Genomic DNA, 13,934 nt, shown 5'->3' with positions numbered 1-13,934 from the left:
CTAATGAGCTTTTTTTCATAATAAAAACTACACCTCCAATTGTTAGTATTTTTGTCTAACAATTGGGGTGCAGTTCAGAGTTTAATAAAATCTTTAGAGAACTTTGACTTTAAGGGACAAAGAGTAACGGTTCAGCTCCATGGTGAAAAAGCACCAGCGTTAATTAAATTTCTTGAAGAGAAAGGTGCCACTGTTTCTTTAATTCTCCCATACCAGCATGTTCCCCCGGAAACGGAAACAGTTTCAACACTATGTGTAGAGTTGGTGGGAAAAAAGATGGACGCTGTTTGTTTTACTACTGCTATACAAGTCCGTTCACTTTTTGACTACGCAAGAGAGGAGAATTGTGTGGAAGGTCTTTTAACTTCATTTAAGGGGAATACACTTGCAGTTGCTGTTGGAAAAGTCACTGCGGAAGCTTTAATAGAAGAAGGGGTTAAGAATATAATTGTCCCTGAACATGAGAGAATGGGAGCTATGATTATGGAGCTGTCCCGCTACTACCGTGTTAATTCATTTAATGAAGGTATGTATTTATGAAGTCATATCTCTCGTCTAAGGTACAACAATTAAAACCTTCTGGTATTCGTCGTTTCTTTGACTTGGCTAATAGTTTGGAGGAAGTAATTTCATTGGGAGTTGGAGAGCCGGATTTTATCACACCGTGGTCTATCTGTGATGGTTCCATTCAAACTATACACCGAGGTTATACTTCCTATACAGAAATAGAAGCACAAATAGAACTGCGTAAAGAAATATCTAACTATATGGAAAATAGATTTCAAGTTTCCTACTCTCCTAGTACTGAAATACTTGTAACAGTGGGAGGAAGTCAAGCTTTAGACTGTTCATTGAGGGCTATTTTAAATCCAGGTGACGAAGTTTTGATATTAGAGCCAAGCTATGTTGCTTATGGGGCTTTGGTATCAATGGCTGGAGGGAAACCTGTCCCAATTATCACTTCTTTTGATAATGATTTTAAACCAAAACCAGAACAAATAAAAAAGTCGATTTCCCCAAGAACAAAGGCAATTATTTTATGTTTTCCGAATAATCCCACAGGAAGTTTGCTAAAAAAGAGGAGTTAATAGAAATTGCAGATTTAATCATAGAAAATGATTTAATAGTGATTTCAGATGAAATCTATGCTGAATTAACATATGAGGAAGGTACCTTTTGCTCGATAGCCTCTATTAAGGGAATGAGGGAACGGACCATTCTTGTATCTGGCTTTTCAAAAGCTTTTGCAATGACTGGTTGGAGATTAGGTTTTATATGTGCTCCAGAATATTTTACTCAGTCGATTTTGAAGATCAGTCAACACACAATATTAAGTGCTCCTTCTATTACTCAGCATGGAGCAATTGAAGCATTGAAAAACGGACAAAAATATATAGTTGAGATGAGGAATTCTTATCGTCAAAGACGTAATTTTCTAGTTAAGCAACTAAATGAAATGGGATTATATTGTCATTTACCAGAAGGTGCTTTCTATGTATTTCCATCTATTCGCCGTACTGGTTTAACGTCAGAACAGTTTGCAGAAAAACTATTGATACATCATAAGATTGCTGTGGTACCAGGAAATGCCTTCGGAGATTGTGGGGAAGGGCATGTGCGCTGTTCCTATGCCACTTCCATGGAAAAACTGAATGAAGCGATAAAAAGAATGAGACAATTTGTAGATACTTTGACATAAAACATAAAATAGATAAAAGTAAAATGGATGGTTAAAATACTTCTGTATTGGATGGTCCCTTTTTCTCTATTTTTTTTATTATAGAGGAGAACAAAGAATCAAACTTAATAAAAAAATAAATGAATTAATAGCTTTTTCAAGTCTTTTAAGCATCATTGAAAAAAGGTTTAATAATTAGTTTTTAGAAATGTGGAGATGGTTAGCTTGTTTTGGACGATATTTATTCTAATCATATTAAGTTTAGTAAAAGTATTACCGACTGTTTTGCCGCTCGGAACTGTAGAGTGGATCATGAGGAAATTTGAAATTCATTCAAAATTAAGTAATAATTATCCAATTAATATTAACGGAAGAGAATTGAATGGTAATGAAAAACAATTGTTTGTTGATTGTTTTAACGAAGCAATCTTCATGGAAAAATATTATATTTATCCTGGAACAGAACATTTGTATTTACCACCAGAAAAAGACGGAACACCAGTTACCGTTGATACTAAAATAGGTAAATCTGATGTGAAGCTATACCTTTATAATGAAGGAAATTCGATAGATGTAGTAAAACAAACCAAAAAGAAAATTGTTTCATATAATCTATCGTCAGATAAACTTCAAAGTTTATATTTTTAAATCGAAAGGTAATTGCATAACAGCAAAAGGCAGTCTCAATTAGACTGTCTTTTTTGTAAGTATTAATTATGGAGGAGCTTACTTATGAAACTTATTTTATTACTCATGCTAATAGCAGCTATGACGGTCTTATTCTTTTCTGGTTATTCAGTTGGCGTAATTAAAGGAAAGTACGGTAGAAACTGGCTACTAGTCATACCGATTACGATAGCTATTTTTATGTTTAATATTATCTTAGCAATCTATGAGATATCAAAGACAAGTCACTGGCAGTAAGTATAAGTGACTCCTTAAGGAGGGGAAATTAATGTCGCATAATAAGAGTTTATTTGAAAAGATTTTACAGAAAGACCTAATCCCCTTAGTTACACAAATTGATAAGGACGGGGTCTATCCTGAGAAATTTATCAAAGCTGTCCTTCAGGCTGATATCCTTTCTCTACATTTATGTTCAGAAAAAGAAAGACATATAAAAATCATGAAAATCATTGAAGAGACTGCTAAACACTGTTTAACTTCTGCATTTACATTGTGGTGTCATTTTGCTTCTATTACAACCATTAGAGAAGGTAGGAGCATTACTCATTTAAATGGTATACGGGAGTTAATAGAGACTGGGAAACTTATTGCTGGAACCGGATTATCTAATGCTTTAAAGTATTACGCGGGTTTAGAACCAGTGAAAGTACATGCAGTTCGCAAGCAGGGGGGGTATTCTATTTCAGGTACTTTGCCAAGTGTTTCAAATCTCGGTGAAAACCACTGTTTTGTTATTATGGCTACGCTTGACTCAAATAAAAATATTATCTGTTTGGTACCCACTAATACACCTGGTTTAAAAATGAATAGAAGTAAAAGCTTTGTGGGTTTAAACGGGACAGCTACATATTCCTGTGCTTTTCAAGATGTTTTTATAGCTGATAATTTAATTGTAGCCGAGGATGCTGAAGTACTGATACCAAAGATACGATGTATTTTTCCTCTATACCAAATTCCTTTAGCACTCGGACTTTCTAGGGCTTCACTCAAATCTTTGGAAGGGAATTACTCCGAGGGTCATATTAATATTATTGAGCTTAAGGAAGAATTTACGGAGCTTTACGATAAAGCTTATAAGCTTGCAAGCAGTGCTAACCTTTCAACTATAACTAAAGAGATATTAGAAGTACGTTTAAAAGTAGTGAAATTTGTTACCAAGGTTACCCATTACGAAATGGTTTACGCAGGAGGGAAGGGTTATTTAGAACATAGTTCTGTCTATAGAAGATTAAGGGAATTATACTTTTTAGTGAATTTGACACCTTCGATTCAACAGTTAGAAAGGATGATTTTCTAATAAAAAACTCAAGTGAATATATTTGGTGCATTCCTCCCGTTGATTAAACGGGAGGGTTTTTTAAAACAAAATAGTATAGAGTTGGATGGGTAATAAATTCATTAATTGGATGGTTATAAATTTTAGAATTTATATATTATTAGAGAGGTAGAAATCACTCATTTTTTTAACATAAATCTTTTTAGATAATCTTTAGATATTCAGCTAAGGAAAGGTGATCTGATGGTTGGTGAAATAAAGACAAGAAAAGCTATTAATAATATAAAATCATATTCTCCTGGGAAGCCGTTATGGGAGGTAGAGGAGGATTTTGGTTTAAATAAGGTAATAAAACTTGCCTCAAATGAAAATCCAATTGGTTCTTCTCCTAAGGCGATTGAAGCGATTAAAGAAAATCTCTTATCTCTTAATCGATACCCGGATGCACAAGCAATAAAGTTAAAGAAAGCAATTGCTTCTAAGCTGAATGTATCAACCAATGAATTAATTGTTACAAACGGGGCAGATGAACTTATTACCCTTATCTCAGAAACATATCTTGAGGAAGGCGATGAAGTTATTGTATTAACACCTTCCTTTAGTGAGTATGAGTTTGGAGCAAACTTAATGGGGGCAAAGGTTGTTCCTGTATCATTAACTAAAGATTTTCAAATAAGTGTGGAGGCTATCTTAGCTTTAGTTACTGAAAAGACCAAAATCGTTTATATTTGTTCTCCTAATAACCCTACTGGGACTTACATGAATAAGGATGATCTAAACTTACTAATTACCTCTTTACCTAAAAAGGTGTTGCTCGTCTTTGATAGTGCCTATAGCCATTTTGCAACGACAGAGGACTATACCGATGGAATTAGTTATGTTCAATCAGGCTATCCAATTATTGTTTTACAAACATTTTCTAAAATCTATGGATTAGCAGGTTTAAGAATAGGGTTCGGAGTGGCCCCTGTTCAAATTATTGAGAGTATTGTCCGAGTTAAAGAACCTTTTAATAGCAATAGTCTAGCACAGGTAGCAGCTACTGCGGCGATTATGGATGAAGAACATGTAGAAATAACAAAAAGGATAAACACAGAAGGAAGAGAGCAACTTTATCAAGCATTTAAAGAATTAAATATCCCATATACAGAAAGTATGAGTAATTTTATTCTTGTCCATTTTGGTTCAAGGGCAAAGAGTGTGTTCGAGCAACTACTTTCTAAAGGAATCATCGTACGCTATGGTGAAATATGGGGATTGCCTAATTATATACGTATTTCAGTGGGCACGAAAGAGGAAAATGACCTTTTAATCAAAGCGCTTAAGTCGATTTCAATTACTATTTAATATGGGCGAAAAGGGGAAATAAAGTGAATACTCTGGCACAAAAGTTGAATGATGACATTAAAAATAGTAATCCTTATGTATTTGAATTACTATCTAATCTTGGTAAGTCCCTTTACTATCCAAAAGGAATTATTAGTCAAGGAACGGAGGCAAGCAAAAAAGCTTTTCGTTTTAATGCAACAATTGGAATTGCTACTGAAGAGCAAGTACCCATGCACTTTTCTCATATCCATAAAACTCTTAACGGATATGATCCTTCAGATATTTACCCCTATGCTCCACCTGCGGGGAAAATATCATTAAGAGAGGAATGGAAGAAAAAGTTATATAGGGATAACCCTTCATTACAAAGTAAGGTCTTTGGTTTACCAATTACTACTAATGCTCTTACGCATGGTTTAAGCCTAATAGCCGACATGTTCGTTGAAGATGGTGATTCTATTATTCTTCCAGATAAACATTGGGATAACTATCAATTTATATTTGGTGTCCGAAGGGGAGGACAACTAAAAACACATAAATTATTTAATGAAGAAGGAAAGTTTAATATCAATTCTTTTAAAGAAGTTTTATTAAAACAAAGAGTGTCGGGTAAAGCGATTGTTTTACTCAACTTCCCTAACAACCCTACAGGTTACACACCCTATCCTAACGAAGTTGAGAGTATCATATCAGTATTAACTGATGCTGCAAATACAGGTATAAATATCGCTGTTGTCTTAGATGATGCCTATTACGGTCTATTTTATGATGACTCAACCAAAGAATCTTTATTTGGTAGGCTTGCTAACCTGCACCCAAGGATATTGCCTATTAAAGTGGATGGGGCCACCAAGGAAAATTATGTTTGGGGATTAAGAGTAGGGTTTTTAACTTTTGCAGCGGATAGTCAGGAAATTTTACATGCATTAGAGCAAAAAACTTTAGGAATGATTCGAGGCACTATTTCTAGTAGCTCTCATTTATCTCAAACCATTATTCTGCGCTCCTTACAATCGAATGAATTTGAAATGGAAAAGAAACAAAAATATGAAATCATGAAGAATAGAGCTATTAAGGTACGAGCAATTCTTGAGAAAAGAAGCAGCAAGTTATGGTCCTATTATCCGTTTAATTCTGGATACTTTATGTGTTTAAAGCTTTTAAACGTCGATGCTGAACAATTGAGAGTGCATCTCCTCGAACAATATGGTGTTGGAACTATTGCTATAAATTCTACTGATTTAAGGGTTGCCTTTTCTTGTGTGGAAGAAGAGGAATTAGAGGAGTTATTTAATTTAATTGAAAAAGGAATCAACGATTTATTAAAGCAATTATAAAAATTACTATATAAAAACCTTGGAACAAAACATCATTAGAAAATAGCATCTAGAAAAGGAAGGAATGAAGAATAAATTGTTTTCTCAATTTGATACGCCCTTATTTACAGGGTTAAAAAAACACGCAGAAAAATCTCCGGTACAATTTCATATTCCGGGTCATAAAAAGGGAATGGGGATGGATCCTGATTTTCGTGAATTTATTGGTGAGAATGCTCTTTCAATAGATTTAATCAATATCGGACCTTTGGATGATTTGCATATGCCAAAAGGTTTGATTAAGGATGCGCAAAAATTGGCTGCAGAAGCATTTGGAGCTGAATATACCTTTTTCTCAGTACAGGGAACAAGTGGTGCCATTATGGCTATGATTATGTCAGTATGTGGACCTGGTGACAAAATTCTTGTTCCAAGAAACGTTCATAAATCAATTATGAGTGCAATTGTATTTTCTGGGGCAATACCTGTTTTTATTCATCCGGAGATTGATCCTAATTATGGAATATCTCATGGGATTACTCCTGATTCCATTGAACGGGCACTTACTCTAAATCCTGATACAAAAGCTGTACTAGTTATTAATCCAACTTATTTTGGTGTTTCAGGTGATTTGAAAAAAATCGTTGATATTGCTCACTCTAAAAATATACCTGTACTAGTCGATGAGGCGCATGGAGCGCATATTCATTTTCATTCAGAACTCCCATTATCTGCCATGCAGGCTGGTGCTGACCTAGCTGCAACTAGTGTTCATAAACTTGGAGGCTCATTAACTCAAAGTTCTATTTTAAATTTACAAGGCAACCTTATTTCAGCTGCAAGGGTTCAGTCTGTGTTAAGTATGCTGACAACAACGTCAACATCTTACCTACTACTAGCTTCATTAGATGTTGCTAGAAAATCCATGGCTACAGAAGGACAAGCACTATTGGAAGATACCATTAGGAAGGCTAATGCAGTTCGCAGTGAGATTAATAATATTAAACACTTAAGATGCATGGGGAAGGAAGTGCTCGAGTCTAGTGCAGCGGTATCCTTTGATCCAAATAAACTATTAATATCAGTTAAGGAATTGGGTGTTACTGGTTATGAGGTGGAGAAATGGCTTCGAAATCGCTTTAATATTGAGGTGGAGCTTTCTGACCTGTATAACATCCTTTGTATAGTAACTCCTGGGGACTCCGAAGAGGATTTATTAACTTTAGTTAAAGCCTTAAAAACACTTTCAGTAGAGTTTGAAGATAAGAGTGGAAAAAAAGTGGATAGCTCTGTAATACTTCCTGAAATCCCACCACTCGCTCTTTCTCCAAGAGATGCATTTTATGCTGAAACTGAGGTAGTTCCATTTGAAAAAGCTATTGGAAGAATTATATCAGAATTTGTAATGGTATATCCACCAGGAATCCCTATTTTTATCCCAGGTGAAATCGTGACTGAAGATAACGTGTTTTATACCAAGGAAAATATTAATGCTGGTCTACCTGTTCAAGGTGCTGAAGATGTAGAGATTAATAATATCCGGGTAATTAAAGAACACAAGGCAATTATATAATCATAGATTTTGTGGATTAATAAAGAAGGGGGATATGATGAAACGTACTCTTTTACTAATTATAAGTTTAATAAGCTTAACAATAGCAGGGTGTAGTTCAGATGTTTCCAAAAGTGATGTAAAAACAGAAGAAGTAGAAAAAGAGACGGTAGGATTGGGGTGGAAACATGAAAATCCTGCCGCTCCTACAGCTGGAGAGTGGGAGCCAATCAGTTTCCCGGATGGGTCTACGTACAGATTAGATCCACCTCCTGAAAATGATTCTGATGTGACAAAAAAGGACTTAGAGGAGCTAAAATATTTAGCCGCCAATCGTACGGAAGAGGATATTGAGATTATTAATAGATGGGCAGGGGAAATTAATGGTCCAAATACTAGATGGTTTGCTGTAGCCGAAGAGATGTTAGGTAAATATAATCTTGCACCACCGGAAGCGGCAAGAGTCCATTATATTTTAAGTGGTACCATTTATACATCTTCTGTAGCAGCTTTTCATGAAAAGTATAGATTTCTTCGCCCTAGACCAACAGATCTAGAACCCACGTTACAATTAATTGATAATTTTTCAGTACCTGCTCATCCTTCTTATCCTTCAGCTCATTCAACAACCGGTTGGGCAGCATATACCATTCTAACTTTCATGTTTCCTGAGGATGAGCCTACATTCCTAGCATTAGTTAGAGAATCTGATCTATCTAGAAAACTTGCAGGGGTACATTTTGAAAGTGATAACAAAGTGGATAAACAATTAGGAACTAACGTAGCAAATGATGTTATAAAATCTTTAGAGAATGATCCCTCTATACACCCTTATGATAGCAAATCCATTCAAATGGGATCGGGGCATTAAGAACCAATCATCATAATATTTTATAAGTTTAAGGTTATCAATAGGAGGGTTTGTAATGACAAATAGTACAACTAGAGTAGCTGTTATCCAGGCTGCTTCCGTTATTATGGATAAAGAAGCAACCATTGAAAAGACAGTCCACCTAATAAAGATGGCTGCTGAAAAGGGAGCTAAAATAGTTGTATTCCCGGAAGCGTTTATATCTGCTTACCCTAGAGGGTTAACTTTTGGAACGGTTATAGGAAGTCGGAGTGAACATGGAAGAAAAGACTGGTATCGTTATTGGGATAGCTCTATAGTTGTACCAAGTGAGGATACAAATAAAATAGGTAAAGCGGTTAAAGAAGCTGGGATTTACCTTGTTATTGGAGTGATCGAACGAGATGGTGAATATTCTGGGGGAACTCTCTATTGCACCGTATTATTCTTCGGTCCAGATGGTACTTTACTAGGGAAACACCGCAAACTAAAGCCAACTGCAGCTGAAAGAATTGTTTGGGGAGAAGGAGATGGAAGTACATTACCTGTTTTTGAAACCCCTTATGGTAAAATTGGAGCACTTATTTGTTGGGAAAATTATATGCCTTTAGCTAGAGCAGCTATGTATGCACAAGGAGTGCAAATATATATAGCACCAACTGCAGATTCAAGAGAAACATGGCAGTCTACGATCCGCCACATCGCCATGGAAGGAAGGTGTTTTGTCTTGTCTGCTAATCAGTATGTAACAAAGAATATGTATCCAACCGATTTACTATGCTACGATGATCTTAGTACAGCGCCAGAAGTTATGAGTAGGGGTGGCAGTACAATCGTAAATCCTTTAGGAGAATATGTTTTAGAGCCTGTTTGGGGGAAAGAAGAAATCCTCATTGCGGATCTAGATTTGAGAGAAATCACTTATAGTCACTTTGACTTTGACCCCGTTGGACACTACTCAAAACCTGATGTTTTTACCTTACAAGTAAACAAAGTAAAACAGAATATAATTGAATATAAAAGTAAGAATTGATTTGAAGAAGTGGATTAATCCACTTCTTTCTCTATGTATAAGTGGAGAGGAACCTTGTCCAATTGTCTTTCATAACCTTTGGGGAAGCTGGTGGAACGGGACGTAATACTCCTGTCTTTCTTTTCTGTAAGACGGACTGGAAACGAGACCAATTGATGTCCAAGTATTGCTATCTACGTCGGCTTAAAATTAATCTTCTTTGGTAACCAATGTAACAGCCCAAGAACAGGCGTTATTTAGGACGGAAACCAAATGAACAATCTAGGAACTTAGAAAAGAGATTAGCTACATTCTGTAAATGATGACTAGGAGGAGCTGTGTGCGTTAATTGCGCAAGCACGGTTCTGTGAGAGGGAGGAATACAATCTATCGTAAGGTAGAGAGGTTTCCTTCTACTCGACTATTTAAACAAGCGCAAAAAGATTACTGACCCCAAAAAGTATCATTAAAGTGACCCTGTACACTAGGGGTAGTTCGTATTAAAATACATAAAAAAATGTAATTAACTTAAAACGAGGAGGAATCATATGTACTTACCTAAACACTTTAAAATTGATGATGAAGAAGTAATTTATGATTTTATCAAAAACTATGGATTTGCAACCTTATTTCTCAGCATAAAGGAGAACCCTACGCTACACATCTTCCACTGATGTTAAATAAATCTGAAAATACTTTATATGGTCATTTAGCACGTCCAAACGAACAATGGAAAGATGTTGAAAACCAACAAGTCCTTGCGGTTTTCCAAGGTCCCCACTGTTATATTTCACCTTCTTGGTATGAAACAACTAAAGCAGTACCTACTTGGAATTATGTATCTATCCACATATATGGAATTCTGGAGATTCTCGAAGATAGAAAAGTAATATTCGAATCATTAGATGACTTGGTAAATAAATATGAAAGCACCGATAGTCCATACAATTTAAATGATGTTGAACCTAGTTTTATCGAGGGAATGAGTAAGGGGATTGTAGGGTTCAAAATAAAAATCACGAAAATTGAAGCAAAAGCTAAATTAAGTCAAAATCATCCTGTGGAACGCCAAGAGCTAATTATTAAACAGTTAGAAAACAGTTCCAATCAAGATAATATACAAGTAGCATCTCTTATGAAGAAAAACCTACAAATATATAATAATAGTGATTCGATATCTTAAACAATGGGTGCATACTGGAACAACGGTAATGCTTTTTTCTTCTTCAAGTAACGAGGGAGGTTAGTTGAACAAGGAAAAGTGATGTATTTGCCATAAAGGGTTCCATTTGAGGTGCATTTTTAAAATTTAAAGCTAAATTGACACACGAATTGACAATTAAAATTTCGCATATTAACAAAAAAAAAAAACTCATCAGCGAGTTTTTAATGCAGGCAGGAAATAATATAGCCTTTTTTCAACAAAAGCATCTGATTGTTTAATTACGGTTACTCTACATATTTTTGCTTTCCTGAAGAAGTTTGGATTCTCCTGTACGTTCCCATTCTTCTACTGTTTCATATGCTTTTTCAGGAGAATATCCCTTCCCTACAAGAACTCCCATTAGAATAAACTCTTGAAGAATGTGTGTCATATTAATTCCTCTTTTAACGTCCTCCAAGCCTTCTTTTACCAAAAACTCGGTATGTCTTACCCATTCATCTGGAGTCTTTCCAAAAATTACTGTTTTCCCATTTCCATTACCCAAACCTTCTTCCATAGCCATTGCATCTGCCTTAGTCTTATGAACAGTACCAAATGGATGGTTTGGTGGGGCATATATTGAGTATAGTTTCAACGGAACATTTCCTGTATTTGTGATATTGTGCCACATTCCAGCCGGTATCATAATAGCAGAGTCATCGAAGATTCTCCATTGGAAACTTAAATTATCTTTACTTTTGCCCATTTGTACAATCCCCTGACCTTGTTCAACACGTAAGAATTGATCCACATCAGGGTGCATTTCCAATCCGATATCTTCACCAACATTGAGACTCATTAATGTGACTTGCAAATGATTTCCTGTCCAAAGTGCAGTACGATACGTGTTGTTTTGTTTGGTGGCCACATTGATGTTTATAACAAATGGGTTTGCTCCATAATCTTTTAATACGTTTCTGCTATCACCATAAAAAGACCGATAAGAACTAAATGCCAATTCATTTGGAAGAGCCCAATAACCAGTAGGATTTCCGTAAGTATGCGTTGGTACACTTGCATAATAAGGATATTGATACGTATAGGGCACATAGTACATTTTCCTCAATCCCTTCATATTATTTATTATTACTAAATTATCTTATGTACGGTAGATGAGGAACGTACTTATTAATGTGAAATAACCTCTTCGAGTATCCAAGGTACATTTCAATTCCATTTATATACTCTATTAAGAGAATAACTTGGAATTAGGAGCACGATGAGCCACAACAACTGCTCAGCAGCAGGAAAATAATTTAAGAGGTGAAAATACAATCAATGTATGCGGAAAATTTTCACTCCCATAATCAACCCCCTTATCATAATTTGCAACAATCATTGGAAAGACAAAATACTAACGACTATGGAGCCAAAGGGGCTTTGAATGCCTCAACATTAACCTTACCTCAGATGCTAACTTATGCTTTACAAGACGAATTTCTTGCTCAGGCTAGGTATAATAATATTCTTTTTAACTTTGGTTATAATCGTACATTTGCCCGAATCCAAGAAGCTGAATTAAGGCATATTAGTGCGTTACTTCCTCTTTTTGAACGATATCAAGTACCTATTCCAGAAGATATTTCAAGGATGTTTGTTACTACCCCAGAAACAATAAAAAACGCCTTTGCTTTTGGAGTACAAGGTGAGATAGAGAATATAAGTATGTATAATAAATTTCTTTCTTTAAATCTTCCAACGGATGTAAGAACAGTATTTACACAGTTAAGAAATGCATCATTGAACCATTTGGATGCATTCGAAAGAGGCCTAGCCCGAAATTATGTTTGGAAAAAATAGTCCCCTTTGTGAGCCTAAAGGAAATTTTTCGATGAAATTCATATGAAGTGGATAAGCTTCCTTTGAGGGTTATCAATAATTATTTTAATGAAGTAAATTGATTACACATTCCTTTTTCCACTATATGGCCACGACCATTAGAGGCCTGGATTGTAACGATTGTACTTAAACTAGCGGGTGCATTACTGGGACAACCGTAATGCCCTTTTTCTTATTTGACTAACGGAGCAGGTGTGCGGCCGAGCCTAGGTCGTATCATATAGCGGGTGGGATTCCCGCCGAGTAAGAACTAGCCATTCGCTCGTAGCGAGTCTTGGAGGACTGAAGGTAACTTTAGTCTTTAAGCGTAGACGTTAGGTAGCGGGGCCGAAAGCCAAATGGTTGAAGGGATTGAGCTCCATAAACTTTAGTAAACCGAGAGGGCTGATGCTTTACCTGCAGCAGAAAGCTACATTTAATCCTTCGCTAAAGGCTAGACGGATTAAACCTCTCTGGAGTTAGAGACCTTGGCACGTTACACATTGATATGATACGGCAACTCGGGAGACCCTATCGGTCTTTTCTTGTTAGAAGAGTATGGTGTACAAGCGATACAAAGTAAGGAAACCAAATGCCGATATAGGGAGTCGGATAGCAGCGTAGTACCAATGAAGATGGGTAATGCCGATGGAGGAAAGGCTAGCTACCAGTTATCACCCTTACTAGGGACACATTAACTACACACAGAGGTAGGAATAATAATGGAAACAAGACTAATAAGGATAGTAGATTTAGCAATATCTGAACCTGAAAGATTAGCTATATCTGTGAATGGTAACTAGGAGGAGCCGTGTGCGTTAATTGCGCAAGCACGGTTCTGGGAGGGGGGAGAACGCAATCTACCGTAAGGTAGAGAGGTTCTCTTCTACTCGACTAGTAGAAGAATGTTATATTTGGATCAAGATAGATATAAGTAGAAAAGTTAATAATAAGGGGTGATTTTTGGAGAAAAACATTGGGGATATAGATTTTTTTAAACAAGTAGTAAAAAACTTTGCAAAAAAACAATATTTCCCCTCAGAAACCTAAATTTGAAAATATCGAGAACGTAATGGTTATTAGCATTAAGAACCATTTAAAAGATGGAGTAGACCTAGATTGTTTTAATATTTTAAACCCTTATTTACCGAACAATTGGACCTTTAGAAGAGAGCTGAAAACAAGAAATAGAATTATTGAGGCTTATGCAGA

At 35.8% G+C, this 13,934-nt stretch carries 9 protein-coding genes and 4 pseudogenes; 12 read left to right on the top strand and 1 reads right to left on the bottom strand.

Annotation, left to right across the window (positions count from 1 at the left end; translation table 11 throughout):
* Window positions 1-54: 54 nt before the first annotated feature.
* From ACRX5O_RS24975 to ACRX5O_RS24925, 11 genes and pseudogenes are all read left to right on the top strand, one after another.
* A pseudogene (locus ACRX5O_RS24975) lies at window positions 55-540 on the top strand (uroporphyrinogen-III synthase); the annotation flags it as partial.
* Window positions 537-1,699 (top strand): annotated as a pseudogene (locus tag ACRX5O_RS24970) (aminotransferase). The pseudogenes ACRX5O_RS24975 and ACRX5O_RS24970, both read left to right, overlap by 4 nt.
* Window positions 1,700-1,903: 204 nt before the next feature.
* On the top strand, window positions 1,904-2,326 hold the full coding sequence (locus ACRX5O_RS24965; protein ID WP_433908408.1) for a YfmQ family protein: 423 nt from the start codon (window positions 1,904-1,906) through the stop codon (window positions 2,324-2,326).
* Window positions 2,327-2,410: 84 nt separating this feature from the next.
* Window positions 2,411-2,602 (top strand): hypothetical protein, encoded by a 192-nt coding sequence (locus ACRX5O_RS24960; RefSeq protein ID WP_433908407.1) that lies wholly within the window; start codon window positions 2,411-2,413, stop codon window positions 2,600-2,602.
* A 31-nt stretch (window positions 2,603-2,633) separates the two neighbouring features.
* On the top strand, window positions 2,634-3,662 hold the full coding sequence (locus tag ACRX5O_RS24955; protein WP_433908406.1) for an acyl-CoA dehydrogenase: 1,029 nt from the start codon (window positions 2,634-2,636) through the stop codon (window positions 3,660-3,662).
* Between the two features lie 222 nt (window positions 3,663-3,884).
* A complete protein-coding gene (gene hisC, locus ACRX5O_RS24950) occupies window positions 3,885-4,988 on the top strand; it encodes a histidinol-phosphate transaminase (protein ID WP_433908405.1) in 1,104 nt (367 codons plus the stop codon).
* Window positions 4,989-5,011: 23 nt separating this feature from the next.
* Entirely contained in the window at window positions 5,012-6,307 is a 1,296-nt protein-coding gene (locus ACRX5O_RS24945; protein WP_433908404.1) for an aminotransferase class I/II-fold pyridoxal phosphate-dependent enzyme, read from the top strand.
* 64 nt (window positions 6,308-6,371) lie between these two features.
* Window positions 6,372-7,859: an aminotransferase class I/II-fold pyridoxal phosphate-dependent enzyme gene (locus ACRX5O_RS24940; RefSeq protein WP_433908403.1), complete on the top strand. Its 1,488-nt coding sequence runs from the start codon at window positions 6,372-6,374 to the stop codon at window positions 7,857-7,859.
* 37 nt (window positions 7,860-7,896) lie between these two features.
* Window positions 7,897-8,709, top strand: coding sequence for a phosphatase PAP2 family protein (locus ACRX5O_RS24935; RefSeq protein ID WP_433908402.1), 813 nt, complete (start codon window positions 7,897-7,899; stop codon window positions 8,707-8,709).
* Window positions 8,710-8,764: 55 nt separating this feature from the next.
* Entirely contained in the window at window positions 8,765-9,721 is a 957-nt protein-coding gene (locus tag ACRX5O_RS24930) for a carbon-nitrogen hydrolase family protein (RefSeq protein WP_433908401.1), read from the top strand.
* 527 nt (window positions 9,722-10,248) lie between these two features.
* Window positions 10,249-10,883: pseudogene (locus tag ACRX5O_RS24925) on the top strand (FMN-binding negative transcriptional regulator).
* 271 nt (window positions 10,884-11,154) lie between these two features.
* Here the strand turns inward: ACRX5O_RS24925 and ACRX5O_RS24920 are convergent.
* Window positions 11,155-11,961: a cupin domain-containing protein gene (locus tag ACRX5O_RS24920; protein ID WP_433908400.1), complete on the bottom strand. Its 807-nt coding sequence runs from the start codon at window positions 11,959-11,961 to the stop codon at window positions 11,155-11,157.
* 302 nt (window positions 11,962-12,263) lie between these two features.
* On the opposite strand from ACRX5O_RS24920, the pseudogene ACRX5O_RS24915 reads away from it, so the two are divergent.
* Window positions 12,264-12,704 (top strand): annotated as a pseudogene (locus ACRX5O_RS24915) (ferritin family protein); the annotation flags it as partial.
* Between the last annotated feature and the right edge of the window lie 1,230 nt (window positions 12,705-13,934).

This window comes from Robertmurraya mesotrionivorans, assembly GCF_050971805.1.
In the GTDB taxonomy this organism is placed as follows: domain Bacteria; phylum Bacillota; class Bacilli; order Bacillales; family Cytobacillaceae; genus Robertmurraya_A.
The sequence above is the reverse complement of the archived record's forward strand: the minus strand, read 5'-3'. Positions and strand labels throughout refer to the sequence as shown.